21 protein-coding genes and 1 tRNA gene are annotated in these 25,268 nt (G+C 54.6%); 11 read left to right on the top strand and 11 right to left on the bottom strand.

What is annotated here, in order from left to right; translation table 11 throughout:
• Nucleotides 1-97: 97 nt before the first annotated feature.
• The 4 genes from HMPREF0733_RS03345 to HMPREF0733_RS03330 all read left to right on the top strand — a co-directional run bounded on the left by HMPREF0733_RS03345 (nucleotide 98) and on the right by HMPREF0733_RS03330 (nucleotide 4,675).
• Entirely contained in the window at nucleotides 98-313 is a 216-nt protein-coding gene (locus tag HMPREF0733_RS03345) for a hypothetical protein (RefSeq protein ID WP_004005752.1), read from the top strand.
• 173 nt (nucleotides 314-486) lie between these two features.
• A complete protein-coding gene (locus tag HMPREF0733_RS03340) occupies nucleotides 487-846 on the top strand; it encodes a histone-like nucleoid-structuring protein Lsr2 (RefSeq protein ID WP_004005751.1) in 360 nt (119 codons plus the stop codon).
• A 547-nt stretch (nucleotides 847-1,393) separates the two neighbouring features.
• Nucleotides 1,394-3,946: an ATP-dependent Clp protease ATP-binding subunit gene (locus HMPREF0733_RS03335; protein WP_013397971.1), complete on the top strand. Its 2,553-nt coding sequence runs from the start codon at nucleotides 1,394-1,396 to the stop codon at nucleotides 3,944-3,946.
• Between the two features lie 222 nt (nucleotides 3,947-4,168).
• Complete coding sequence (locus HMPREF0733_RS03330; protein ID WP_013397969.1) at nucleotides 4,169-4,675, top strand: MarR family winged helix-turn-helix transcriptional regulator; 507 nt, start codon at nucleotides 4,169-4,171, stop codon at nucleotides 4,673-4,675.
• Between the two features lie 76 nt (nucleotides 4,676-4,751).
• Here HMPREF0733_RS03330 and HMPREF0733_RS03325 read toward each other — a convergent pair whose 3' ends face one another.
• Nucleotides 4,752-5,519, bottom strand: coding sequence for an SDR family oxidoreductase (locus HMPREF0733_RS03325; RefSeq protein ID WP_004005748.1), 768 nt, complete (start codon nucleotides 5,517-5,519; stop codon nucleotides 4,752-4,754).
• 128 nt (nucleotides 5,520-5,647) lie between these two features.
• Entirely contained in the window at nucleotides 5,648-6,583 is a 936-nt protein-coding gene (locus tag HMPREF0733_RS03320) for an HhH-GPD family protein (protein ID WP_013397967.1), read from the bottom strand.
• Between the two features lie 134 nt (nucleotides 6,584-6,717).
• Here HMPREF0733_RS03320 and HMPREF0733_RS03315 point away from each other — a divergent pair, with 134 nt between their 5' ends.
• Nucleotides 6,718-7,497, top strand: coding sequence for a hypothetical protein (locus tag HMPREF0733_RS03315; protein ID WP_013397966.1), 780 nt, complete (start codon nucleotides 6,718-6,720; stop codon nucleotides 7,495-7,497).
• A 143-nt stretch (nucleotides 7,498-7,640) separates the two neighbouring features.
• Here HMPREF0733_RS03315 and disA read toward each other — a convergent pair whose 3' ends face one another.
• Nucleotides 7,641-8,705 carry a DNA integrity scanning diadenylate cyclase DisA gene (gene disA / locus HMPREF0733_RS03310; RefSeq protein ID WP_004005745.1) on the bottom strand — a complete coding sequence of 355 codons (1,065 nt, stop codon included), beginning with the start codon at nucleotides 8,703-8,705 and terminating at the stop codon, nucleotides 7,641-7,643.
• A 125-nt stretch (nucleotides 8,706-8,830) separates the two neighbouring features.
• Between disA and radA the strand changes: the two genes are divergently transcribed.
• On the top strand, nucleotides 8,831-10,258 hold the full coding sequence (gene radA / locus HMPREF0733_RS03305) for a DNA repair protein RadA (protein ID WP_013397965.1): 1,428 nt from the start codon (nucleotides 8,831-8,833) through the stop codon (nucleotides 10,256-10,258).
• 106 nt (nucleotides 10,259-10,364) lie between these two features.
• Here the strand turns inward: radA and HMPREF0733_RS03300 are convergent, their stop codons facing one another.
• Complete coding sequence (locus HMPREF0733_RS03300; RefSeq protein WP_013397964.1) at nucleotides 10,365-11,762, bottom strand: DHA2 family efflux MFS transporter permease subunit; 1,398 nt, start codon at nucleotides 11,760-11,762, stop codon at nucleotides 10,365-10,367.
• A gap of 70 nt (nucleotides 11,763-11,832) precedes the next feature.
• Here HMPREF0733_RS03300 and HMPREF0733_RS03295 point away from each other — a divergent pair, with 70 nt between their 5' ends.
• On the top strand, nucleotides 11,833-12,477 hold the full coding sequence (locus tag HMPREF0733_RS03295; protein WP_013397963.1) for a TetR/AcrR family transcriptional regulator: 645 nt from the start codon (nucleotides 11,833-11,835) through the stop codon (nucleotides 12,475-12,477).
• Between the two features lie 167 nt (nucleotides 12,478-12,644).
• Here HMPREF0733_RS03295 and HMPREF0733_RS03290 read toward each other — a convergent pair whose 3' ends face one another.
• The 6 genes from HMPREF0733_RS03290 to HMPREF0733_RS03265 all read right to left on the bottom strand — a co-directional run bounded on the left by HMPREF0733_RS03290 (nucleotide 12,645) and on the right by HMPREF0733_RS03265 (nucleotide 19,348).
• Nucleotides 12,645-13,907: an FUSC family protein gene (locus HMPREF0733_RS03290; protein WP_013397962.1), complete on the bottom strand. Its 1,263-nt coding sequence runs from the start codon at nucleotides 13,905-13,907 to the stop codon at nucleotides 12,645-12,647.
• A 149-nt stretch (nucleotides 13,908-14,056) separates the two neighbouring features.
• Nucleotides 14,057-15,595 carry a polysaccharide pyruvyl transferase family protein gene (locus HMPREF0733_RS03285; protein ID WP_013397961.1) on the bottom strand — a complete coding sequence of 513 codons (1,539 nt, stop codon included), beginning with the start codon at nucleotides 15,593-15,595 and terminating at the stop codon, nucleotides 14,057-14,059.
• A gap of 8 nt (nucleotides 15,596-15,603) precedes the next feature.
• The gene (locus tag HMPREF0733_RS03280; protein WP_244864823.1) at nucleotides 15,604-16,572 is read right to left on the bottom strand and encodes a glycosyltransferase family 2 protein; all 969 of its coding nucleotides are present in this window, start codon (nucleotides 16,570-16,572) and stop codon (nucleotides 15,604-15,606) included.
• 128 nt (nucleotides 16,573-16,700) lie between these two features.
• Nucleotides 16,701-17,702 carry an inorganic phosphate transporter gene (locus HMPREF0733_RS03275; protein WP_013397959.1) on the bottom strand — a complete coding sequence of 334 codons (1,002 nt, stop codon included), beginning with the start codon at nucleotides 17,700-17,702 and terminating at the stop codon, nucleotides 16,701-16,703.
• Nucleotides 17,702-18,319 carry a DUF47 domain-containing protein gene (locus HMPREF0733_RS03270; RefSeq protein ID WP_004005702.1) on the bottom strand — a complete coding sequence of 206 codons (618 nt, stop codon included), beginning with the start codon at nucleotides 18,317-18,319 and terminating at the stop codon, nucleotides 17,702-17,704. Before HMPREF0733_RS03270 ends, HMPREF0733_RS03275 begins: the two co-directional genes overlap by 1 nt.
• Nucleotides 18,320-18,652: 333 nt before the next feature.
• A complete protein-coding gene (locus HMPREF0733_RS03265; protein WP_004005703.1) occupies nucleotides 18,653-19,348 on the bottom strand; it encodes a hypothetical protein in 696 nt (231 codons plus the stop codon).
• A gap of 133 nt (nucleotides 19,349-19,481) precedes the next feature.
• On the opposite strand from HMPREF0733_RS03265, the gene HMPREF0733_RS03260 reads away from it, so the two are divergent.
• From HMPREF0733_RS03260 to HMPREF0733_RS03245, 4 genes are all read left to right on the top strand, one after another.
• Nucleotides 19,482-19,554: transfer RNA gene (locus HMPREF0733_RS03260), tRNA-Lys, on the top strand.
• Nucleotides 19,555-19,935: 381 nt separating this feature from the next.
• The gene (locus HMPREF0733_RS03255) at nucleotides 19,936-21,465 is read left to right on the top strand and encodes an AIPR family protein (protein WP_013397957.1); all 1,530 of its coding nucleotides are present in this window, start codon (nucleotides 19,936-19,938) and stop codon (nucleotides 21,463-21,465) included.
• A 678-nt stretch (nucleotides 21,466-22,143) separates the two neighbouring features.
• A complete protein-coding gene (locus HMPREF0733_RS03250; RefSeq protein ID WP_244864820.1) occupies nucleotides 22,144-23,199 on the top strand; it encodes a protein argonaute-2 in 1,056 nt (351 codons plus the stop codon).
• Between the two features lie 414 nt (nucleotides 23,200-23,613).
• Entirely contained in the window at nucleotides 23,614-24,318 is a 705-nt protein-coding gene (locus HMPREF0733_RS03245; RefSeq protein WP_244864818.1) for a hypothetical protein, read from the top strand.
• A 327-nt stretch (nucleotides 24,319-24,645) separates the two neighbouring features.
• On the opposite strand, the gene HMPREF0733_RS03240 is transcribed toward HMPREF0733_RS03245, so the two are convergent.
• Nucleotides 24,646-25,113 carry a carboxymuconolactone decarboxylase family protein gene (locus HMPREF0733_RS03240; RefSeq protein ID WP_013397954.1) on the bottom strand — a complete coding sequence of 156 codons (468 nt, stop codon included), beginning with the start codon at nucleotides 25,111-25,113 and terminating at the stop codon, nucleotides 24,646-24,648.
• Nucleotides 25,114-25,268: the final 155 nt, after the last annotated feature.

The following is a 25,268-nucleotide window of genomic DNA, read 5'->3' as shown; positions in this document are numbered from 1 at the left end:
AACCGTAGATGCCGTTCGTAACGTGTATGCGTTATCGGGCGGCATTTTGCGCTATCGGGTATGCTGTCATCAGCACGAAAGGTTGTGAGGGATTTTCATGGAGATTTTGATTGCGCTGCTGCCTCCTATTTTTGCCGGGATTGCGTTATATTTCATTTTGCGTTGGATTAACCGGGCAGATCGCGCCGAACGTTCAGCACAGCGTGATGTCGAAAAAGACGCTCAACAGTGGTACGAGAAGGTAAAGGGTTCACAAGGAACGGTAAATCCTTTTGGTACTGATAAAACGGGTAATAAAACGGAGCGTCAATAAATATAACCGTTAAATGACAACACTATTCTGTGTCATTCCTTAGAATTCTCTATGTTGGTAGTCATTAGTCATTTATTTCTGTTATTATGAAGGAGATAAATTAGAGAGTGTGACAACGTGCAGTGTAAAAACTCATAGTTGGAGCAATAAACCAAACTAAGGAGAAAACCCCTATGGCACAGAAGGTGCGCATTATTCTTGAGGACGACCTCGATGGTGGTCCCGCAGAAGAGACTGTACGATTCGGCCTCGACGGAGCTCATTACGAGATTGACCTATCCAGTGCTAATGCCGCTCGTCTTCGTGACGCAATTCGTCCGTTCGCATCTAAGGGTCGTCGCGTTCAGGTAGGCGCCTCCCAGCGCGGTTCCCGCGGTGGTCGTGGCTCTTCCGCTCCGGTGAAGCGTAACCCTGAAACTGCTGCAATTCGTAAGTGGGCACGCGAAAACGGTCACGAAGTTTCTGACCGCGGCCGCATCCATCAGGAAATTCAGGATGCTTACTACGCAGCTATGAAGGCAGAAGGTAAGTAAATAGTATTGATACCATCGCTAATTCTGTGATGGTATTTCATCTGCCGACGGCGGGATGACACATCAAGTGTTATCCCGCCTTCTGTATAACGAGGTTTTAGAAAAAGTCCTTCATGAGAAGAGCTATCATCTTCCGGCTTTTTTATTAGCCCCGTGATATGTATTTAGGTAATCACGTGGCGGGTATCGCCCCGGGCCTTTTCTTGGTGTTTATGGAATCCCCGTTATCTTATGAGAGCAATCCTCAAGAATGTCTCCTAAGAATCTAAATACCGAAGCAGAATTATAACGTTTTAGTAAAGGGCGCGGAGGTACATTAGTATTGCTATAAGCTAAAGCGATATTAGGTCTTCTGATAGAGCCCGATAAAAGTTTCATGAAAATGTTTATGACCGTCGAGAAACGCCCGATGCGCATCCTGGTTTTGGCTCGGTAAAAGGCTCCTCGAAAAATAGCGACACAGACGTTCTCTTGATGGCGAACAGTGCACCGTAGCCGCGCTTTTCCACGTAATCTAGTATCAAGCAAAATTTCCAAGGAGTGCGCAATGTTTGAACGCTTTACCGACCGAGCTCGGCGCGTTGTGGTGCTTGCCCAAGAAGAAGCACGCATGCTCAACCACAATTACATCGGCACCGAGCATCTGCTGCTCGGGCTGATTCACGAGGGCGAGGGCATCGGTGCCCGTGCTCTTGAGTCCCTCGGGGTTACCCTGAATGCCGTGCGCGAACAGGTGCAGAGCATTGTGGGCCCCAGCCCCCAGGCGCCAAGCGGTCACATTCCCTTCACCCCGCGCGCCAAGAAGGTCCTCGAACTTTCCATGCGTGAGGCCATTCAGCTTAACCACGGTTATATCGGCACCGAACATATCCTGCTGGGCATGGTGCGCGCCTCCGAGGGCGTGGCAAACCAGGTTCTCTCCAAAGTAGGCGTGCAGGGCGCCGAGGTTCGCCAGGCCGTGATGGATCTTATTTCCGGATACCCCGGCAACAACGAGAATAAGGAAACCGCCGGTGTGGGCGCAGGCAACTCCCGTGAGGGCACCCCGGCGGGCTCGACAATTCTCGATCAGTTCGGGCGTAACCTCACCGCCGCCGCACGCGAAGGTCAGCTTGACCCGGTGATTGGTCGTCACCACGAGATGGAACGCGTAATGCAGGTTCTCTCACGCCGCACCAAGAACAACCCCGTGCTTATCGGCGAACCCGGTGTCGGTAAAACCGCCGTTGTTGAGGGCTTGGCGCAGGCCATCGTACACGGCGATGTTCCCGAAACTCTCAAAGATAAGCACCTGTACACCCTGGATTTGGGATCCTTGGTCGCGGGCTCTCGGTACCGCGGTGACTTTGAGGAACGCCTCAAGAAGGTGCTCAAGGAGATTCGCACCCGCGGCGACATTATCCTGTTCATTGACGAGATTCACACTCTCGTCGGTGCCGGTGCCGCAGAGGGCGCTATCGACGCCGCCTCCATCCTGAAGCCGATGCTGGCTCGCGGCGAGTTGCAGACCATCGGTGCCACCACCTTGGACGAGTATCGCAAGCACATTGAGAAGGACGCCGCACTGGAACGCCGCTTCCAGCCAATTCAGGTGGACGAGCCTTCTCAAGAGCTCGCCGTGCAGATTCTTAAGGGTGTGCGTGATAAGTACGAGGCTCACCACCGCGTAACCATTACCGACGAGTCGATCGAGGCTGCCGTGAACTTGGCGGCACGCTATATTTCCGACCGATTCTTGCCGGATAAGGCCGTTGACCTGATTGATGAGGCGGGCGCTCGCCTGCGCATCAAGCGGATGACCGCCCCGCCCGAGATTAAGATTCTTGACGAGAAGGCGTCGAAGCTGCGCACGCAGAAGGAAGACGCTATCAAGGGCCAGGATTACGAGAAGGCCGCCGCGCTGCGCGATCAAGAGCAAAAGGTACTCGCCGAAAAGGCCGAGGCTGAGAAGGCTTGGCGCGAAAACGGCGATGCTTTCGGCGAGGTGACCCCCGAGGTTATCTCTGAGGTGCTCGCATCCTCAACGGGTGTTCCGGTGTACAAGATCACCGAGGAAGAGTCCTCGCGTCTGATCAAGATGGAGGACGAGCTGCACAAGCGCGTGATCGGTCAAGACAACGCTATCAAGGCTCTCTCCCGTGCGATTCGCCGCACCCGTGCCGGTCTGAAGGATCCGCGCCGCCCCGGTGGCTCGTTTATCTTCGCTGGTCCAACCGGTGTTGGTAAGACCGAGCTTGCGAAAGCTTTGGCGGAATTCCTCTTCGGCGATGAAGACGCCCTGATTACCCTGGATATGTCCGAATACCAGGAGAAGCACACTGTGTCTCGACTCTTCGGTGCGCCTCCCGGGTACGTGGGTTACGACGAGGGCGGTCAGCTGACCGAGAAGGTGCGCCGCAAGCCGTTCTCGGTGGTGCTCTTCGATGAGGTCGAGAAGGCTCACACCGATCTCTTCAACTCGCTGCTGCAGATTCTTGAAGACGGCCGCCTGACCGACTCACAGGGTCGCGTGGTGGACTTCAAGAACACCGTGATCATTATGACCACGAACCTCGGCTCGCGCGATGTGAACCGTCGCGTTCCCGTGGGCTTTCAGGCGATGGATCACGGCGATGCCGATTACGAGCGCATGCAGGCCCGCGTGATGGAGAACCTCAAGGAGCACTTCCGCCCCGAGTTCCTGAACCGCGTGGACGATATTATCGTGTTCCCGCAGCTCTCCGAGAACGAGATTCTGCAGATCGTGGATCTCTTTGTGGGCCGGTTGGCAAAGCGCTTGGCAGATCAGGAAATGTCGATCGAGCTTACGGATGCCGCAAAGGTTCTCATGGCCTCGAAGGGTTACGACCCGGCGATGGGCGCCCGCCCGCTGCGCCGCGAAATGCAGCGTAATATTGAGGATGCTCTCTCCGAGAAGATCCTCTTCGGCGAAATCAAGCCCGGCGAGAAGATTACCGTGGGTGTCGAGGGTGAAGGCGACGATGCGAAGTTCGTCTTCTCCTCGCAGCAGATGCGGGATTTACCCCTGGAGACTGTCAATAAGATGGCGGAGTCTGCCGTGGAAGAAGCCGAGCAGATTACCGGAGGGGCATCTGACTAGCGGCTTTCCCCTGTAGGCGATCCTGCGGAAGGCACTAATTAAGGCTTGTCCCCGAATCCTCACGCGAAGGATTCGGGGACAAGCCTTAGTTGTTCAGGGTGTTTTTGCCGCGCTTCTGAATAATTATTGCTGTACCCCCGGCAATATCACTGCGCTTCTGATAAGTGTGTATGTCGGTGAATAACAAAGCGAGACGGCGCTGGGGGATAGTATGCTTAGTACATGCCCGCATCATCGGAAAAATCACAGCAGTCTGTAAACCCTCCGCAGCCGGGACAGGGGCAAGAAGCCTATCTTGCCGAAACCCGGTCGCGCATAGGGTCGTCGATTAAACGCGCCGAGCAGGCGATGATGGCGGTCAAATCTAAGGTTCTGCGCGAGTATGATCTGAGCGTCGCACAATATGCAGCCATGACTTCGCTCTACTATGTGCCCGGGCAGTCTGCGGCGCAATTGGCGCGTGCCGCAGCGGTAACCCCGCAGACGATGGCCACTATTCTTGCCCGTCTGGATGCGAAAAGCCTGATTACCCGTGTGCCCTCCGAAATTCACAGCCGCGTGAATATCGTGACCCTCACCGATGCGGGCGAAGAGCTGGTTGTTCAGGCCGACGAGAAGGTTCGCGCCGTCGAGCGTGCCATGAGCGCCGAATTCACCTCACAGGAACGTGAACAGCTGCAAGACCTGCTCGACAGGCTTATCGGTTTTCTTGAGCATAAGGGCGCATAGGCATACGAGCGCTTAACGCGATGATGCGGTCTTCGTGCATACGAAGACCGCATCGGTTCGCGCAGTATCGAAACCTCTACAGGCTTGCCAGCCACTCCTCAAGCGTAGTGGAGACGGTGTGATCTGCGGGATCGGGAATCAACCCGCCCTTGGCAATAGCGGAACCGAAATACGGCAGCTGCCGCACCACTTTCGGCGTTTTGCCGCCGACCTCGCCGCGTGCTGTGAGAAGGCGCTTCACGAACTCCGCCGTTGTTCCTTCTTCTTCGCCGCGAATCGAGACGATGCCCGTACCCGGTACCTTCTCGGAGCCGTCGGCAACATCGCATACCAGCTGTGCTGCCGCATCTGCGGGAATAGGCGCCATTTTCATGGTCGGCAGCACCGAGACGGGCCCCACCGTAACCTGCTGAACAATGGGGTCAAGAAGTTCAAACCACTGCGTCGAACGAATAATAACGGTGTCTACGGCGGAATCCTGATAGGTTTTCTCCTGTGCCGCCTTGCCCGCATAGTAACCGTATCCGCGGCTAACCGCCGGGTTTTCTACTCCGGCGATCGAGACGCAGACGATGCGCTTCACATCGTTATCAGCCGCCGCCTGCGCGATATTGCTGGAGGTGCTGATAAAGGCTGTCTGCGCCTTTTTGCTGCTCATGATCATGTTGTTAATCGCATCGATCACAACATCCACTCCGGTCAGCGCCGCGCTTAAATCTGCGAGCGATGAAACATCTACCCCGTGTGAGCGGCTGATCGGCACTACCTCGTGACCGCGTTTTTCCAGTTCGGCGGCAATTTTCGAGCCGATGGTGCCGGTTGCCCCTATGACCGCTATTTTCATGGAGTCCTCCTTCACGAAGAAATGAGCTTTCCAGCATGTTTTCTCCATTTTTCCAAAGATTTCAGGTGAAAACAATATTTTTTCGAGGTTTATCGTGAGTTGGGGAATAGTGCATAAAAGGTCAGAATCTAGAGCGAAACTCTGTCCTTACGCTCTTTCGCGAGTTTATCTTTGAGAAGCCCGCTGTAGCATCGGTCGATTTGTTCTTGGGATGAGTCGAGTTTGCGTAAATCCTGCACCGGAACCTTCAGGGCATCGGGAACAGTAATATCGGTGGAGAAGTCCGTTAGAAGTTCCCGCGGCACCGGTGCGTGCGCGGCGCGCAGAACCGCCATCATGGCACCGCGCAACTGCCGGTCGGTGCCGTGCCAGCTCTGCCCCGTAGGCGTATACTCGGCCTGTGGCTTTCCCGCCTTCACCCACGCGCAGATATCCTCAAGGGGGCACTGCTCGCAGCGTGGATTCTTGGCGACGCACACGAGCGCGCCCAGCTCCATAACAGAGGCGTTCCACACGCAGGAGACGGCAGTATTCTGCGGCATCAGCTCTTCGGCAAGGGTCGTTTCGGCGACGTTCAAATGCTTATGGGGCAGCGCCTTGCCCATGACGGCGCGGGCGTGCACCCGACGAATATTGGTGTCGATAACGGTGGCGCGTCTGCCGAAGGCGAAGACCGTAATCGCTGCCGCGGTGTATGCCCCCACGCCGGGAAGCTCAAGAAGTTCGTCATAATCCGCCGGAACCTCGCCGTCATGATGCTTCGTAATAGCGACAGCCGCACCGTGCAGGCGTTGGGCGCGGCGCGGGTAGCCCAGACGACCCCAGGCGCGCACTGCCTCCGCACTGTCTTCGGCTGCGAGGGATGCGGGCGTGGGCCAGCGGCGCATCCACTCTTCCCAAACGGGAAGCACGCGGTTCACGGGGGTCTGCTGCAGCATGAATTCGCTCACCATCACACCCCAGGCCGTGCAGTCGGCGCGGCGCCAGGGCAGGTCGCGGGCATGGTGCTGGTACCAAGTATTTATGCGGTGGTGTAGTTCGTGTGAGTTTTTTAAATTGAACATGGCAATAATTGCTTGCGTTGTAATGTATTACTGTTTCTAGAGTAGGTGATATTGGGTATCGGGTGCCAATTGACCCACAATATACAGGCAACGTATTTTTATCTATTCCATGTAGCTTATATATATGGTTTTGCATGCACGACACCCAAAAAACCGTTATTCTTAACGGTATGTCTGAACTTGGTCCCGAATTACCCCCCGAAGTATACCGCCGCCGTCGTATCGTTGCCGTGGTAGTGCTTATTCTTGTTTTGCTGGTTGGCATTGTTGGTATTACCACCCTAGTGAACCAGATTAATAAGGGGCCTCAAGACGATGCCGCCGCAGAGGCGACAGCCACCGGCGAACCTTTCCAGAATTTCAGCGCGCGCCCCACACCTTCTACGGTTGCGCCTTCGGGGTCGGTGAGCGGTTCAGCATCCGGCAGCCCGAATGCATCGGCAACCCCGTCCGTTTCTGGGACTCCCGCAGTATCCGACAGTGCAACTCCGTCTGGATCGGCGAGCGCATCCGCAACGCCAGCCGTGGCTCTGTGCAATGCCAAGGATCTGAAGGTGACGGTCGAGCCTTCAAAGAAGCAGTATGCGCCCGGTGAAATGCCGTCGTTCCACGTGGTGTACACGAATTCTTCGGGTAAGCCCTGCTTTATTGGCGGCGAGAAGGTTGCCGAGGGCGTGGAGATCAACATTACATCGGGCGACACCCAGGTGTATTCGTCTGCGAAGTGCACACCCACTCCTACGAAGAGGACCGAGATTCCTGCGGGTAAGGAAGCCGCCAGCGATGTTGCGTGGGATCGTAAGCTCAATACCTCCGGATGTAATGCGCTGAAGAATACGGCGAAGGGTACATACTGGGTGACGGCTACCGTGAATGGGGTGACCTCGCAGCGAGTGAACTTCCTGTTGAAATAGCGCCCACGGTATTTCCCTGTGGGAATATATAAAAGACGTATAAAAAGAGCCTTTATTTCAATAAAGAGGGTTTTAATGCTTTATTGAAATAAAGGCTCTTTCTATTGGGTAGCTGGTGTTCTTCGGACCGTACCCGGCTAATGTTAGAGGTATTTTTCGAGGCTGCTTTCCGCCATACGGGAGAGCGATTCGCGCACGGTGCGGGCACGATGCTCGCCTATACCATCAACATCACGCAGATCTTCCAGGGATGCGGCCATGAGCGCCTGCAAAGTGCCGAACCGTTCAACGAGGCGTTCGGCAATTGTGTTCGGAATAGTGGCGATGCCGTCAAGCAGGCGGTAGCCGCGCGGCTGCAGGGGAGTGTCGAGCTCGTAATCGCCGAACCCTGCGGCCTGGGCGATCATAGTGAGGTCCACAATATCCATGTCGGTAAGGTCGCGCAGAGCCCGAGTTGCTATGGAGATGCTTTGCGCGGTGGGCCGCGGCAGATAGTCATGCAGAATAACGTCGATACCCGCCATATCGGGGCTGCGGAGCTCTTCGAGCTGAAGCGCCACCAGGCGACCGTTCACACCGAGTTCAAGCACATAGTGACTGACTTCAGAGATAATGCGCCGCACCATCTCCATGCGCTGCAGAGTGATAGCGACATCGCTGAGCGTAACGTGTGATTCGATTTCGAGTGCGGACAGCGTGGAAAGCACCTTGTTGAGGCGCTTCTTATAGCTTTCAAGGGTCTGGATTGCCTGGTTGGCGCGCGCCATCAGGTATTGGGTGTCTTCGACCGTGTACCGGGTGCCGTCCACATACACCGAAATGACGGACATGGATGCGCTAACCGAGATTACCGGGAAACCCGTCTGGATTGCCATGCGTTCGGCGGTGCGGTGGCGGGTTCCGGATTCGTTGGTGTCGATGGTTGCATCCGGCATGAGCTGTACCGCCGCCATGAGCAGGCGGGTGGCGTCGCGGTCACAGATGATCGCGCCGTCCATTTTGGCGAGCTCACGCAGGCGGGTGGCAGAAAATTCGGTGTCGATGGTGAACCCACCGGAGGAGAGTCCCGTGACGGTACGGTCTGAACCGAGCACGATGAGTGCGCCTGTGCGCCCGCGGAGGATGCGTTCTAACCCTTCACGCAGCTCGGTGCCGGGGGCGATCTGCGCAATGGTCTTCAGGAGGAGTTCACTGTAATCTGTCTGCACGGAATATATTGTATCGTTTTAGCCTGTGTCACCGCCTTTTTGCGTACCCCGCCCCGATATTCTCTTCTTCGGCTTTTGACGACCTAGGTGTTTAAAACGTCAGGGCCGCCCGTACAATAAAAACCATGGCTGCACGCACAAAAACCACTAAAGGAACCCCCGCCTACCGCTGTACCGAATGCGGCTGGACCACTGCCAAATGGGTGGGCCGATGCGGTGAATGCCAAACCTGGGGCTCTGTCGAGGAAGCCGCCGGGGGTACCGTGGCGCGCACCCGTGCCGCATCCAGCGTGCAGAAACCGGCGCAGGTGATCGGCGAGGTAGACTCGACCGTCGCCGCCTATATGAGCACCGGAAACCCCGAATTCGACCGGGTGCTCGGTGGGGGACTGGTGCCCGGTGCCGTGATTCTGATGGCTGGCGAACCCGGTGTGGGCAAATCTACCCTGCTGCTGGATGTTGCCGCCACCTTCGCGCGCGGCTACACCCCGCGAACCCCCGCCGCTGAGCGTGCCCGCGCGAAAACCCGCGACGTGCTGTATGTGACCGGTGAGGAATCCGCCGCGCAGGTTAAGCTGCGTGCGGACCGCATCCACGCCGTCGCCGATACCCTGTACTTGACGAGCGAAACCGACCTGGGGACCGCGCTGGCGCATATTGAGCAGGTAGACCCGGCGATGCTGGTGATCGACTCGGTGCAGACCCTTGCTTCCGCGGATGTTGAGGGCAGCGCCGGAGGTGTTACGCAGGTACGCGAGGTTGCCGCATCACTGATTGCCGCCGCGAAAGCGCGCAACATGTGTACCCTGCTGGTGGGGCATGTGACCAAGGAAGGCACGATCGCCGGGCCCCGCCTGCTGGAACACCTGGTCGATGTGGTGTGCCAGTTCGAGGGCGATAAACACTCCAATATTCGCATGCTGCGCGCTATCAAAAACCGATACGGGCCCACCGATGAGGTCGGCTGCTTCGATATGCACGAGGACGGGATCGCGCCCGTGCTCGACCCGTCCGGCATGTTCGTTTCGCGCACACCGCATCCGGTGGCGGGAACCTGCGTGACCGTGACGATGGAGGGGCGCCGCCCGCTTTTGGCCGAAGTCCAGGCGCTCTTGGATCAAGCGGTGGCACCCGCGCCGAGGCGCACGGTGGCGGGGTTGGATTCGGCGCGCATCCAGATGCTTTTGGCGGTTTTGCAGCGCCGTGCCGGGCTGAACGTGGGCAAGCTCGACTGCTATGTTTCCACGGTGGGAGGTGCCAAAATCTCTGAGCCTGCCGCCGATTTGGCGTGTGTGATGGCGCTGGCATCGGCCGCGCAGAATAAGCCGCTGCCGCGTAAACTCGCGGTGTTTGGCGAGGTCGGTCTGGCGGGGGAGGTGCGTGCCGTGCCGGGTATTCGCCAGCGTATCGCCGAGGTCGGCAGGCTGGGGTTCACGCATGTGCTGGTGCCCGCATCCCCAACGGGTGTGGGGCAGGTGCCCGATGGGGTGACCGTGCGCGAGGTCGCCACCTTAGGCGAGGCGCTGAACCTGCTCTTCCCGCAGGATAAATAACTGCCGCACATCGTGACGTAAACCGTGAGCAGATAGTATTTCGGCGAGCAGATAACGGAATGCTATCTGCTCGCCGAAATACTATCTGCTCGCGCAGGCTAGGAGGTTAGCTTTGCACTTTCTCCTCCGTACGTACATGTTTGGGGAGGAAGAGCCCGGCAATAACCGCCGCCACTAGAGCCGCCGCGCCGACAAAAGTGGTCGGGGTAGCGGCATCTGAGAACCCCGAGGGGGTGAGGGTACCGCCAAGCGAGGTGAAGATCGCTGTGAGCGTTGCAACCCCGAGAGCCACCCCGATCTGACGCGCAGTGGCGTTTGTCCCTGAGGCGGTCGCCTGATCCTCAGCGGCCATACCCTGCAGAGTTGCCGTTGCCAAGGGAGCGAAAACGATGCCATTACCGATGCCGGACACCAAGAACGGCGCTACAAGCTGTATGTAGGGGGTATCGGGGTTGAGCAAGGTGCCAACCCAGAAAAGCCCAAGACCTGTGAGGATAAGACCTGTCACGATAATAGGGCGTGTACCGATTTTGGGGGTAAAGATACCGGTGATGGGCGAGATAACAAGAGGCGCGAGAGTCCACGGCATGGTCATCAGTCCGGCTTCGAGCGGACTTGCTCCTTGAACTACCTGCAAGAACTGAATCAGCAGGAAGATAACACCGAAAATACCGAAGCAGAAGATGACACCAACCACGTTCGCTGCACTGAAACTACGGTTCCTGAAGAGGCGCAGCGGAAGCAGAGGCGCGGCGGCGCGTGATTCCCACCAGATGAAGATTGCTATAAGAGCAACGCCCCCGATAAGACCGGTCAGGACCTCTGCGCTTGTCCATCCGGCATCATTCCCGCGCACAATGCTGTAGGTTAAACCGAAAAGACCCACGCCCGCCAGAATAAGACCGAGAAAATCGAGTGGCTGGGGGCGACCGTATGACTCGTCAATGGTGTACCAAATGAGTGCCATGCAGATGACGCTGATAGGTACGTTGAGCCAGAAGATGGAGTGCCAGTTCATGCCTTCAACTACGGCGCCGCCGATGAGGGGGCCGACGGCGATACCTAGCCCCGAGACTCCGCCCCAGATACCAATGGCGGCGGCGCGCATCCTCTCGGGAACGGATGTGCTAATAAGCGCCAACGAGAGGGGTACGATAGCGGATGCGCCAAACCCTTGGATAGCGCGGGCGATAATGAGGGTGTTGATATCGCTACTGACCCCGCACCATGCGGATGCTGCGGTAAAAATAAAGATCCCGCTCAGGAAAATACGACGGCGCCCAAATCGGTCGGCCAGCGCCGAAGACATGAGAATGCAAGACGCAAAGGTCAGCGTGTAAGCGTTTACCGTCCAGGTGAGCTGCTCAATAGATGCGTGCAGATCTGCCCCGATCACGGGAAGTGCATTGGTCACCACGAGATTATCGAGGGAAGCCATGAACATAGGGAAAGAAAGTGCCAGAATAACCAGCCACGCGGGACGGCGTTGTGAAGTTTGGTCCATGTGGAGCTCCGATATGAATTGTAATCAACTGATTACTTAAACGTAAGTTATCAGGTGATAACATGTCAATATGGTTGATCAAGAATCCTCCACCCCCAAACGGCTCCCTGCTGCCGAGCGTCGTGAACAGATGCTAAGCGCCGCCAGCATCGTCTTCGGTGAGCGCGGCTACGCCGGAACTACCACGGATGCCATCGCCAAGGAAGCCGGGGTTAGCCAAGCGTATATTGTGCGCACCTTTGGCTCAAAAGAGAGTCTCTTCGTAGAAGCCGCAACCCGTTCGGTCGATAAGACTATTGAGGTTTTTCGGGCCGCGGCGCGAGACAACGATGACCTCACAACCCTGCCCAGGCATCTTGGGCACGCCTATGTGGAACTTGTCGCTGACCGGGGCATTCTGTTGACTATGATGCATCTCTTCACGATGGGGCATCATGAACGCTTCGGAAAACTTGCCCGCGAAGAGTTCGCGCGTATCTACCGGGTTCTGCATCATGAACTGGGGCTTACGGCACAGAAAACCGAGAAGATTCTAGCCAGGGGCATGCTCATTAACGCGATTTTGGGCATGCGACTCACAGACGTCATAGATACCGACCCGGACGTGGAAGAACTGCTGTCCTGTACCTTTGCGGATGAAGCCCACATCGTAGCGGATCTAATTTCCGGGTATGAACCGCTGCCTCCTGCGGCACGGGGACGCACATCATCATAAAACGTGTCTCATATGCGTGAGCAGATAGTATTTCGGCGAGCAGATAGCAATTCGTTATCTGCTCGCCGAAATACTATCTGCTCACGGGTCCTACGGTAGGGTCTTACGGGCGGATTCCACAGGGATTAGGTGCACACCATCAGCCACACGATACGAACAGGAAAGACCTACCCCAGCTCCTCTTCGAGGTCTTCATCGCGCAGCATGATATTAACGGTGCGGGTGCGCAAATCCTCTTCCTGAGCCCCCGCAACATCAGCCTGCACAATCGGAATCTCGGAGGTACGCGGCGCATGCTCCGTCACGGCCTCGCCCAGCGGTACCAGCGTGGCGACTGCATCCTCATGATCCATACCAGTAGCCTCTAACATATCCACGGTTATAAGCCTCAGCATAAGCACCAACGACTCGCCCTCGAAGGTCTCTACCCCCAGATGCTTCGGCTCCAGGGTCTCGGCGAGAGAAATCAGGCGCTCGCGGGCAACTTCCATATAGTGTTCACGCTCATGCTCGGTACTGGAATACATGCCCAGTCCCGTACTCTGGGTGGCAAGCGCCAGTTCTTCGAGCGCCGCCGAAAGCGTTTCAAGAGCTTTCGGGCGCAGCTGCACATGCGCAATCGTGGATGCCATGCGCCGGTTAAACACGCGGGTATTACGAATCGCCAAATCGATAGCCCCGAGAGTCTGCGCCAGTCGATCAAGTTCGATTCGAGTCTTCTTGCCCGCCCACGAAAGCTGCGCCATACCGCGCGCCGTCACCAAATCGTTCTTACTCGCCTCATACAGTGGCTGAAGTTTACGCGAATCCTGCAGGCTCTGATACGCCTGATCGTAGTTGTACCGGCGAATCGCCTTCGCAGCCAGAAAGAAGACATCCGAGAAAGCGCTCATAAGAGCCTCGGCACGCTGACGTGACCCATTTCGCGGATCTTTAGGCATCAAAAACATCATGAGAAACGCCGCAACACCACCGATCACGCCGTCAAGGCTGCGGGTAAACGGCAGATCCGAGGTCGGCGGCAGCAGAATCACCAGGCAGGCCTGAAAACTGAGCTGAATCGTAAAAATAATGCCGTTATCCAAGAACCTGGCCAGAAGTACCGAAATAAACAGGGCAAGTGTGGCCTGCCAGATGCCGCGCCCGAGCATCTGCAAAAACAGATCGCCAATCAGAATACCCAGGCTCACCCCGAACGAAACCTCTAGGATGCGCCGCGAATGGGTAGAGCCGCTCACGTATCCGAGTGACACCAGCGCCGCGACCGCCGCGAAAATAGGTTCCTCATGCCCCAGCACCCGCTCCGCAAAAAGATACGCCCCCATCGAGGCGATCGTGATCTGAATAGACTGAAAAAATCCCGCCCGAACGCGGTGAGCCCCGGCGCGGACATAGTTTAAGAATTGTTCCTTCATGGATGCGTGTGCCATAGTGTCTAGTCTACCCGCCCTGAAATTGTGCCGCCGCGGGTCTTTTGCGCCCTTGGATGATATGCATCAAAAGGCTCCTCATTCGAAACAAAGCGGGATCTCTGATGTTTGGCAAGGCTCTTTTTTAAAAGAGGTTAGGGGCGGTAAGGCTACCGGAACCGGCTACCGATATGCCGCATCGCCTGCACCTGCCGACTGGTACGATGCGCCGCCCGCACCATCCGCGAACGCTTCAACGCCTGCAGCTCATCCTCGGCACGCTCAAACTCACCCCGCATATGCGCCTCCCACGAGTGCATGCGATCTGAAAGCGCCCACTCGGTACCCTCGGCCAGGGAAGTCTTCAGCAAAAGCTCGCGCACCGCATTGTTAATCGCCTCTAGGGACGGCTCTAAGGCGGGAATCGCCGCAGCTGCAGAAATACTCTCCGGCATATGCGCCTGCTTCTCCCCGCGCACAGAGGCCGCAAGATACTTCCGCCACGCGTGAAGCAGCGCGGTCACCACCTCATGCCGCGCCCGCAGCTCTTGGCGTTGCCCCCTGCTGAGCGAGAGCGCAGACGCAATGAGCTTCTCGGGAATGTCGGTGCCGAGCATATGAAGCGGAGTCATAAAATTCTGCATCCCGTAATGCCCCATAACCCCGCAAATCCGCATCTCAGTAAACGCATCGGGCACCAGCGCAACCGCTGGAATACCGGCACTAAGGCTAAAAACCGCGGGATGGTAACGGTCGGTAATATTCAACGCGGCACCCTGATGGATGCGCACCGTCGCATCCGCGTGCAGAATCGGTATCACCGTCGCAGGGGATGTCATGGATGCGGCAACCAGTTCATGCGCCTTATAGTCACCGGTGCGCCCGCCCTCCGACGCCGGGTCGCCCATATGCCCCAGGAAGACCGCCGCCAGCCCATACTCGGAGTAAATCTTGTCTAATAAAGCGGCTAGTTCATGTATTTTGTTCCCCGAAACCTCGTGCACCGTCACGCACACATAGTGCTCGGGAAGCTCAGGAACCTCAACCCGCGCATCCGCATAGTCGAGCGTCATCTCCGGGGTATGCGCCCGGTAGTCGCTGGCATCATCCACACCCGCAAGTGCCTTAAGATCGTGCTCGCGGCACCACTCGTAGGAGCTGCGCTCGCGCACCGCCACCAAGGCTGCCGAACGCAGCATACGCAGCAGAACTTCTTCATCGCGCGGGGACAGCACGGGACCAATCGACTGCCCGGAAACAAAGACCGGAATCTTCGCATACTGCGCCACCAATGCGATAGCGGCGCGCTCATACAGCAGCCAGCCGTAGCGCGAATTCAGGTTGCCGCCGCCGGAGATGACAACCGCATCCACCGATTGAATACCCTCTACAAAATCGCGGATATGCTGCGCCGACGGGCAAAAGTCGGGCAGATCCGGCATAACGCCGCTCACCAGAAACTCTTCGAGGCGTTCCAACGTGATCTCGCGCTCGGCAGGCGCCCACGGGAACAGTAAAAACGGCATATATTCGTATGCAGACGAACCCCGAGCCCCCAGATAACGCCTGCTCTGATCGGCGTCGCGGGTTGCTAAGATAACCTGCATTCCTGCATCCGCCAGGTATTCGGCGGTGCTGATCGTCATGGCCTCGTCCCCCACATGGTAGACGGGCTGACCAATATCGCCGACAACAAGAACACGAGTCATATGCGTACCTATTTGCTTGATGAATCTTTAGGCGAAAAAATGGCACGCAAACGCGAAAGTTTGCCACTCCACGACATTGCCCGCTCCATGCGGTGCAGCCGCTCGCACTGTTCCTGCTGCATATTTTCGAGACGTTCCAAACGCTCCTGAACGTCTTGAAGCGCCTCCAGGGTTTCCAATAAACGGCCGTCAAGTTCGTTCGTCAGGTGTGCCTGGTAGAGGTAGGGCCCAATATGCGCCCCGGCGGCAAGGTCTTCACGGATCGCGTTAGCGCGCACCTGCGCATCAAAAATACGATGCTGCTGCTCGTGACTTACGCTGTTGGCGGCAGAACCCGTCGCATCGGGGCGTTTACACCAGTACGCCAGCGGGTCGTCCAGGAGCTGGACTTCACCGGCCATGGCGGCGCGCATATTGAATTCCCAGTCGCCCACCACGGGAAGTTCCTCATCAAAATACCCCACCTTCTCGTGCAGGGTGCGGCGATACAGCACGCCGATAGGAACCGCGCGGTTGGTGCGGAATAGGAACTGCAGCCCCATGGCGGGCAGATCCTCGTGAAAGGTGCATTCGTTCAGAACAATAAAACCGTCCTCGGTTTGCCGCTCAAAACGCTCAATAATCCGTACCACGCACATATCGGCACCGGTCTCATCAAGGGTTGCGACGGTACGTTCCAGGAATTGGGGATCCCACAGGTCATCATCGTCGTGAATGGCGATATAGGTAGACTCACTGGAGCGCACGCCCAGGTTAGAGGCCGCTTCCATATTGCCGCCCGCAGCATGAAGAAGAACGGTCTGCGCCGCAACCGGGCTGCGGTCAATAATCTGCTGCGATTCTTCCTGATTTCCGCCGTCATCGACCACGTATACGGTGTATTGCGTATACCGTTGCTCGGCGATGTTCTGCAGGGCACGTGCGAGAAAGACCGGGCGATCTTTCGTGCGTACAATGACGGCGACAGAGGAAAACAAAGCTCTCCAAGGAATATATAAGGCCTGCGCATAAGGCACGTAGGGCGGAAATATATAGGGTTGTCTAGAATTCTACGGAGTTGCGCGGGAATAAGCGAGCATTCCAGCCCACATTAGGGGGAAAAATTCTACCCAAATATGCCATCAAGAGCCATCATGAGGGCGATCGCACACAAAAAACATGCCGGAAGCGTGACAAACCAGGTCAGCATAATGTTCGCAACGATCTTCGGCTTCACCGAGTTGAACCGCTGATTCACCCCAGCCCCCAGTGCGGATGCGGTCGCTAGGTGCGAAGACGAGAACGGCAGCTGCAGCAGGAAGTACCCGAGCGCCTGCATAAGAGCCGTGGTGCCCTGAGCTACCGCGCCGCGCATTGGATCTAAGCGCACCATACGGTAGGCGAAGGTGTAGCCGATGCGCCGCCCACCCGTGAGCGTGCCCGCCGCCAGAGCCAGCGCAATAGTGAGCACATGCCAGGGGAGGAGGTCCCGCGTGGGAAGCGGAAAAACCGCACCCAGCACGTGCAGCACCAACAGGTACAGGTACCCGGTCTGCATACCGTGCAGAAGCGAAATTGCGGATGCCGACACCGCCAACACCTCACGCGAGTGCCGGTTCACACTGCTGGGCGAAGAGCGGATCGCTAAGCGATAAAACGGGATCACCAAAAGCCAAGAAAGAAGAAAAATCAGGGGCGGCAGGTAGAGGAGCGGCAGCAGAGTGGCATCGAAAATCGCGGGGATAAACCGTGAACCTTCGCCATCGACCCGGGCATACCACGCCACCCCGGCCAGGGCGCCGATGAGGGCATGCGTTGAGGAGGCTGGCATGCGTAAGGCCCACGTTGCCACACCCCATAAGGCGGCGGTAATAAGCGCGGCGGTCAGCCCCGGAAGGCCCAAATGCCCGCTGGGAACGGCAATCCAGGGCACACTCATATCGGTAATCAGCAGATACGCCGCAAACACCCCGATTCCGTTGAATAGCGCGGCGGTAATCAGGGCCGCGGTATCGCCCATCGTGCGGGTGCGTACCGGCACCGCGATCGCGTTGGAGGCATCGTGCATGCCGGTCACAAAAATCGCGGAAAGAAACGCGCCCACACACAGAATACTGAGCAGAACCACTAGGACTCCTGCACGATAATACGCCCGATCTCAGAGGACACGCCGCGCATCGCATTCGCCGCCTCAACCAGTTGGGCAATGAACTTGGTGTACCGGCGGTAGCGTTCCATCGGGAAGCGTTCGGCGAGTTCTGCATCGTATTCTTCGGCGGTGCGAACGGCCTGGCGCGAGATACGCAGCATATCCATCCAGTAGTTATCCAGGCCCTTAATATCGGCGAGCTTGGGAATTACCGCCTCGGTCAGCACCGCCTGCCGCTGAATAATGTCGAGTATCGCGGTGATATGCGGGGCAAAACCGTCAATTTTGTGCAGATAAAGGATGTGCGCGGCACTTGTGAGCTTTTCGACCGCGTTCGTGAGTTTGCGGGCCAGCGTGTAGAGGTCTTCGCGGGGTACCGGGGTGGCAAATGAGCTTCGCACGGTGGTGAGGGTCATGAAGAACAGGTCGGTTGAGTTCGCTTCGTGCACCAGCATGCGGTCGAAGAGCTCGGGGTATTCGGAGGTAGATGAGCCAACCATTTCGGAGAGGAGCGCCGCTGCCTCCGCCACCTGCACCGAGATTTGTGCAAGCGAGGTGAGTGAGCTGTTGGCTTGTGGAAAGATGCGGTGCAACATAGTTACAGTCTAACGCGGGTGTGCTTAGGGCGCGCGGGTCTGATGCTTCCCGCGCGGCGGCTTGAGAATACAACAGCGGGAAGGCTACATGATAACCTTCCCGCTGTGAACGTTAGCGATGTCGGGCTGGGAGCGCCTCTCGGCGGAAGGCCGCTCGAAGCGGCAAATGATTTGGAGCCCGGGGCTACCTATTAGCAACCCGACATCTTGTCTTAAATTATCCGCCCGCGCCGAGCCTCCGTCAAGGTACATGAGCTCTAAGCAGAACACCCGGCATCAGTTCCGAATCCTGTATTTTCCCGGGATTTGATAGCGCGCGAGTACCGTGCGGGGCTACAATGCTTCGAGTCCGCCGCTTGCCCGCCAGTGCGCGGCGGTCGCCTCCAAATCCTCGGCGATTTTCACGAGCTTTCGGTATTGTTCGGGCACGCGGAACATGCGTTCAATGCCTTCGCGGCGAACCTCATGACTGGGCGGATGCACTCCCTGCGGGTTACCGGACAGTCGGCTAATATCTGCACGCTCATAGTTGAGACGCAGCCCCAGTGCCACCACACGCGCGAACGCCGCAAAACGTTCGAGAGCTATATCAATATCGCCGCTGTAGAGCCCGGCCAGAATTTTGTCCGCCGTTTTGACGACCTCGGAGGCGCCCGGTGGGTCTGGCACCCCCGCCAGCAGATGCGAACGGTAATCGGCACCCATACCGGTAGAGAACGCTTGTGCGGTGGCCTTTGGGTAGCGTCGTACCATGTCGCGCAGGGAATACATGCGCCATAGCGCCCCGGGGAGGGAACGCGCGGGTGAATGAGACCAGAGCTGCGCAAGCGCCTCAATACCGTATTCGTCAGTGAAGTCTATGAGTCGGGCGGCAACCTCCGGGTCAGAATTTTGGCGTCCGCGCTCCAGCAGAATACGAGCAGACGTATGCGCCGCCTCATCACGGGCGGCGGGATCTTCACCGCCAACGCGACGCTCAAACTTTTCGCTGGGCTGAGATACTGGGCGATGATGTGCACGATGAGCCATAGGTGTTTAGTGTAACGGGCAGGGCACGAGTTTTTCGAAGGATTCAGCCGGACGAAAATCATATCTGCGAAGGCGACTCGTGACGGATTTGTAGTGTATAGTAGATGATGTCTTCGCGTTCACGCGGGACGGCGCGCCTTTAGCTCAGTTGGTAGAGCTACGGACTTTTAATCCGCAGGTCGTGGGTTCGAGCCCCACAGGGCGCACTCTTCACCAGAAATAATCTGGTACGTCGCTCCGTTCGGTACAAAGCCGATCGGGGCGATTTTTCGTTTAATCCTCCCCTGTCCCTCAATATATGAAGGCTCAGGAACCTGTGCAGAGACAATGTTGTCTCCAAGAAGATCACCTATTATCCACCGCGACAAGCGTCATTAGAAAAATCAATACCTTTCCTGGCAGCTGCTTCTCTACTTGAAAACCTTCTAAAAAGTGTTATATATTACTTTTAGAGAGAAGATTAGAAGTTGTATTGACGAAGGTGTCCTGTTAAGCTTATGTGTGGAGGAGTCAAGCCGACTCTCCTCCCTGGAGGTTCTGGATAGAACCTGAGATAAGGGAAAGTATAAAAAGAGAAGGCAATAATCATGTCTAATACGGTTCATAGTTCAGAAGACCTCTCGGTCATTCTCAAGGTTGAGAGTCCTGAAACTCGTGTTTTCAATAATATTCGGAGGATTACGGGATTTGTAAAAGTTCGTGGGTTGATTGATTTGATCACAGTGTTGAATCTTGATGCTAATCCACGAAGTGCAAAAAAATCTCAGGTTACTACCGAGATTATTGAGACCATCCGGGAAACACCAGAGCTATACCCATTCAAGTCAAAAGGTATTCTTATTGGCGCTTCTGAGTACGATGATTTTAATCGTAATCGGTTCCATCTTTTGTTCCATAATCTTAAGCTTGAGGGAATTCTTGATGGAGGGCATAATACATTAGCCATTGCTCTTTACTTGCTTGAAGAAGCAATTTTACTCAGTAGTAATCCTGAAAAAATCGAGAAGAATCAGAAGGAGCTTAGGAAAGTAAAGACATGGGACCAAATGAAGAAGTTCTGGAAGAAAATGGAACGCTCTATAAATCTTCTTAAAAATAGTGAATCAGAATCCCATGATGCTTTAGTTCCTGTTGAAATTTTGGTACCAGGGGCGAAAACAGAAGAAAGTATCCATGATTTCCTTTCAAGTATTCTACTTATCTGTGCAGCTCGGAATAATAACGTTCAGTTGAAAGCTGAAACATTAGCTAATCAGGATGGAATTTTTGATGATCTAAAAAATACTCTTGAACAACAGGTTCCAGATGTATATAAAAATATTTCTTGGAAAACCAACCAGCCAGGAGATATTGACCTGCGTTTCCTCATTTCTTTAGTGTGGATTACTCTGGGCGTGGCCCTCGAAGAGCTTAATAAGAGTGATGTGATAAAGAATATTAAACCACTTCCAGGAACGACTGCTTATAGTTCTAAGAGCGAGGCAGTCAGGCGTTATAAAGATTTAATATCTTCTAATGGAATATCTCATAAGGAGACTGGAGGAGATACTAACACTTGGGTAGTAGATAATCCTCAGGTTAAATCAGCATTGAAAATGGTGCCTAAGGTTCTTGAAGTGTATGATTACGTTTACGAAAATTTTCAGGATTCATACAACATGAATGATGGAAAATTTGGTCGTATTGAAGTTGTAAAGAACGAATCAAAACAACGGCGAAACTTCAAAACACCTTTCGGTCGTAAGGATATCGAAGGTCCTGAAAAAATGGTTCCGCCAGCAGGTTACATGATGCCTGTTATTTACGGTCTTCGTAACTTAGTAAAAGTGAACGAAGAACAAGGAACATTGGAATGGGCTTTTGATCCCATGGAGTTCTATGGGGAACCGTCTAATCTAGCCAAAATTATTGGAAGTATTATGAGCAATATGCGTGATGTAGGATTCGACCCACAACGTATCGGTAAGGGAGATAGTCCTTATATTCAAATTGCGAATACAGTTAAAACAATGCGACTAGAACGCGAGCAGAAACAAAGTGGTCGTGAAGCTGAGGAAAAAATTGCTAGGCTTAAGAAGTTACTTGAGGAGAGTGGTGTAGATGTGGATCTTTCATAATTAGTTAACTGAGGGATCTTGGAAGAACCTTTGCCACAGGGCGCACATAGCAAAGCCCGTCGCATCCGGTATAGCTGTCGGATGCGGCGGGCTTTTTCTCTGCCCTCCCACCCCTCTCGTGTAAAAGAAGCGTTTATGTGATTAAAACGCACTTTTCACTGTTTGATTCATTTTTATGTCGGGGAGTGCAGCACCCGGTCTAGGCATAGAGATTCCTTATCCATTGACACCATGTGGTGACGGTAGAAGCGCGGCTTTCGACGGTATAGCCAGACAGATCAGAGCGATGCCTGTGCATACTTAATTTCTTGGACGATGTGCTTCAGTTCAGCGTATGGAACTGGCGTGCTTAGGTAACAACCGCGAAAAACGGGGTAGTTAATATTTTTTCAATAATTTTTAGATGTTTATCTTTACCAGTTATTGAAACTGAAAATATCTTTGCCATCCTGAATTTAACTCAAATCTGCTTGTGAGAAGCAGAGCTATATTTTTCTGTAAAAACTTAATGGAGAAATTTTTTATAAAATCTTGGCTAAATAACTTCGAATATTTCTATATCAACGTAAAAAATTCGTTCTCAGAATAATTATTGTGATGATTCCTCGATATCTCTTGTATCTCGGTCCTGAATTATGTTTAGGGTTGAATTGTTCATGTCACCGATGAATGGAGTTTATGATGGCTTTTCGCTATTCTCGTTCGGCTATGACCGGAGCTGCTATTTTCACCCTTGCGGGTGTGACGGTTCTTCCGCTTGCGCAGGCAAATGCAGCGCCTGCAAGTCCTCAGGATGAGGCTCGTTCTGGGTCCACTCAGGGCCAGCCAAATTCTGCAGCACAGAACGGTCAGGATCAGGGTCAGCAGCAGGGCGCCAATGCTAACGGTCAGGGCCAGCAGGGTGCCAATGCTGATGCTCAGGGTCAGCAGGGTGCTAACGCCAGTGGCCAGAAGCAGGATGGTGCAACCCAAGATCAACAGCAGAGCGCTAATGCCGGCGGTCAGGGTCAGCAGCAGACCCAGGGCGGTGCGACACAGGATCCTTCGCAGGCTGCATCCGGCGGTGAACAGCAGCAGGGCCAGCCTAGTGCATCTCAGGATAAGCAGGGTACTAATGCCAGCGGTCAGGGTCAGCAGGCTCCTCAGAGTCGGGGTGCAAGCTCCGCATCCCAGAGTGGTCAAGGACAGCAGCAGGGCCAGCCTAGTGCATCTCAGGATCAGCAGGGTGCTAATGCCGGCGGTCAGGGTCAGCAGGCTCAGGGTGCATCCGCTTCCCAGAGCAGCTCAAACTCGAATTCTGCGTCACAGAATAATCAGAGCCGTCATAGCCAGCCCTCCGCACCCGCGAAGCAGAGCTCCGGCTATGCTACAATCACCTCTGTCGATGGATTCATTGACCCGCAGAAGACTAATAACTCTCTGTCTGTAGGGATTACCGGGGTCGATAATACCCACCGTATAATATCCGACCTGCGTGTTCAGGAGCTCGACGAGTTCGGGAACATCGTTAATGATGACGTTAACACCGTCGGCGGCGCGTCTAGCAATGATTCGGAGGGGAACCTCGGGATATCCGTGGTTGTTGATGGTACTAAGATTAACCCGAACCACCAGTACCGGCTTTACCTGGACGTGTTTGATCAGGATACCTTAACGAGGAGTTACGCGTACTACCCCGTCGTGGTCTGGAACCGTAGCTACATTCCGGTTGTTCCTCTGTCGGCAGCACAGTAGTTAATACACCGTATTATCTTTTGCATTTTGTTTAGTGTATTAGATTTCTGAAAAATAAAATATATTTTCGGCTCAAGGGTCTTCGGGGGCATGTTTTAGTGATATGCATGCTGTTGAAGACCCTTTGAGTTGCGCTGGCACATTAGCGGGCATATTTGCCATAAATAAATATCAAGAACTAATGTTAAAAATTCTATACTTAAATCTAGTAATATATTACATTTATCAGTATTCCATTCACTGATGAATGAAATACATTGAACTTTTCAGAGCTATTAACCCGCTATAGCCTATATCGGTGTAAAAAAGTTCGTTCTCAGAATAATTATTGTGATGATTCCTCGATATCTCTTGTGTCTCGGTCCTCAATTATGTTTAGGGTTGAATTGTTCATGTCACCGATGAATGGAGTTTATGATGGCTTTTCGCTATTCTCGTTCGGCTATGACCGGAGCTGCTATTTTCACCCTTGCGGGTGTGACGGTTCTTCCGCTTGCGCAGGCAAACGCAGCGCCTGCAAGCCCTCAGAGTGAAGGCGCAAGCTCTGCATCCCAGAATGCACAGGGGCAACAGCAGAGTACTAATGGTCAAGGTCAGCAGGCTCAGGGTGGTGCTACGCAGGTTGCATCTGACGGCTCATCTCAGAGCCAGCAGCAAGGCGCTAACGCTTCTCAGAACGACTCGAATTCTGCATCGCAAAATGGTCAGAGGCAGGTAAGCCAGCCTAGTGCTCCTGTAGAGAGCATCTTTGTTGTGATCGACTCTGTTGACGGATTCATTGACCCGCAGAAAACTGACAATGCTCTGAATGTTCGAGGTGTCTGGTACGATAATAACCCCAGTTTTAATTACTCTCTGACTGTTCAGGAGCTTGATGAGTTCGGGAACGTCGTTGATGATGACGTTAGCACCACTGTAGGCGGGTCTAGCATTAGTAGTGATGGACACTTTGACCTGCATGTGAACGTTGATGGCACTAAGATTAACCCGAGCCACAAGTACCAGGTTCACCTTACTGCATACGATCAGGGCGACATGACGACGAGTGAGGATTCCTATCCCGTCGTGGTCTGGAACCATACCCATATCCCGGTTTTTCCTCTGTTAGCAGCACGGTAACTAGTGTACCTTTAGCATGGTATTACCTTTTGCATTTTATTTAATGCATTAGATTTCTGAAAATAAAATATATTTTCGGCTCAAGGGTCTTCGGGGGCATGTTTTAGCAATAGGCATGCTGTCGAAGACCCTTGAGTCATGTTGGTATACCTGCCATAAAAATAAATATCAAGAAATAATGTAAAAAACGCTAGAAATAAACCTAACTATGTAAGTCATGTATCAGTCTCATAACCGGTAGAGCTCGAAACCCATCGGGTATTTCACAACCGCTCACGAGGTTAAATCTGTTGCAGATAGACCCGATCGGGTCGAGTAACAGAGCCTTTATTCCAGTCCTGCTTTATCCAGACCCATCATTTTGTCAACACTTCCGGGAACGGCGGCGTATGCCACGCCCAGACGATTCCAAGCATTAATAGCGGTGATCACGAAGGTGAGCTCTGCCAGCTCTTTGTCATCAAAGTATTGGCGAACCTCCTGATAATCTGCATCGGTCACATGTCCGCCATCCAGGCGAGTTAGTTTTTCGGCCCACTCCAAGGCTGCACGTTCCTTCTCATTAAAGAGATTGGACTCCCGCCAAACCGGCACATGGTACAGCCGCAGCTCCCGCTCACCGTTGAGTTTGGCCTCCTTGGCGTGCATATCGGTGCAGAAAGCACATCCGTTAATCTGTGAGACGCGCAATTTGACGAGCTCTTTGAGGGCGGTTTCCAGGGTGAGAGTACCTTCTAACGCCATCATTGCCTTGTAGGACTCGGGGACGAGTTCGGGGTAGTTCGCGCGCATCATGTACTCCTTCCATCAGGTTTAGTTCCGTAGTAGGCGACTATACGCGGGGCATAAGACCGGTTCAAGCGTTTGTGTAATTACAATCGTGAAGTCTATCGGGCGGCTTAAATAACCGCCCATTGCACGATAACTCACCGAATAGAAAACTAGGCTAA

The sequence above is a fragment of the Rothia dentocariosa ATCC 17931 genome, assembly GCF_000164695.2.
GTDB classification, from domain to species: domain Bacteria; phylum Actinomycetota; class Actinomycetes; order Actinomycetales; family Micrococcaceae; genus Rothia; species Rothia dentocariosa.
This window is presented reverse-complemented; position numbering and strand designations above follow the sequence as displayed.

Bases quoted from the DNA above. Each gene is read 5' to 3' on its own strand.
- HMPREF0733_RS03345 (WP_004005752.1), top strand. From the start codon at position 98: ATGGAGATTTTGATTGCGCTGCTGCCTCCTATTTTTGCCGGGATTGCG.
- HMPREF0733_RS03340 (WP_004005751.1), top strand. From the start codon at position 487: ATGGCACAGAAGGTGCGCATTATTCTTGAGGACGACCTCGATGGTGGT.
- HMPREF0733_RS03335 (WP_013397971.1), top strand. From the start codon at position 1,394: ATGTTTGAACGCTTTACCGACCGAGCTCGGCGCGTTGTGGTGCTTGCC.
- HMPREF0733_RS03330 (WP_013397969.1), top strand. From the start codon at position 4,169: ATGCCCGCATCATCGGAAAAATCACAGCAGTCTGTAAACCCTCCGCAG.
- HMPREF0733_RS03325 (WP_004005748.1), bottom strand. From the start codon at position 5,519: ATGAAAATAGCGGTCATAGGGGCAACCGGCACCATCGGCTCGAAAATT.
- HMPREF0733_RS03320 (WP_013397967.1), bottom strand. From the start codon at position 6,583: ATGTTCAATTTAAAAAACTCACACGAACTACACCACCGCATAAATACT.
- HMPREF0733_RS03315 (WP_013397966.1), top strand. From the start codon at position 6,718: ATGCACGACACCCAAAAAACCGTTATTCTTAACGGTATGTCTGAACTT.
- radA (WP_013397965.1), top strand. From the start codon at position 8,831: ATGGCTGCACGCACAAAAACCACTAAAGGAACCCCCGCCTACCGCTGT.
- HMPREF0733_RS03300 (WP_013397964.1), bottom strand. From the start codon at position 11,762: ATGGACCAAACTTCACAACGCCGTCCCGCGTGGCTGGTTATTCTGGCA.
- HMPREF0733_RS03295 (WP_013397963.1), top strand. From the start codon at position 11,833: ATGGTTGATCAAGAATCCTCCACCCCCAAACGGCTCCCTGCTGCCGAG.
- HMPREF0733_RS03290 (WP_013397962.1), bottom strand. From the start codon at position 13,907: ATGGCACACGCATCCATGAAGGAACAATTCTTAAACTATGTCCGCGCC.
- HMPREF0733_RS03285 (WP_013397961.1), bottom strand. From the start codon at position 15,595: ATGACTCGTGTTCTTGTTGTCGGCGATATTGGTCAGCCCGTCTACCAT.
- HMPREF0733_RS03270 (WP_004005702.1), bottom strand. From the start codon at position 18,319: ATGTTGCACCGCATCTTTCCACAAGCCAACAGCTCACTCACCTCGCTT.
- HMPREF0733_RS03265 (WP_004005703.1), bottom strand. From the start codon at position 19,348: ATGGCTCATCGTGCACATCATCGCCCAGTATCTCAGCCCAGCGAAAAG.
- HMPREF0733_RS03255 (WP_013397957.1), top strand. From the start codon at position 19,936: ATGTCTAATACGGTTCATAGTTCAGAAGACCTCTCGGTCATTCTCAAG.
- HMPREF0733_RS03250 (WP_244864820.1), top strand. From the start codon at position 22,144: ATGATGGCTTTTCGCTATTCTCGTTCGGCTATGACCGGAGCTGCTATT.
- HMPREF0733_RS03245 (WP_244864818.1), top strand. From the start codon at position 23,614: ATGATGGCTTTTCGCTATTCTCGTTCGGCTATGACCGGAGCTGCTATT.
- HMPREF0733_RS03240 (WP_013397954.1), bottom strand. From the start codon at position 25,113: ATGATGCGCGCGAACTACCCCGAACTCGTCCCCGAGTCCTACAAGGCA.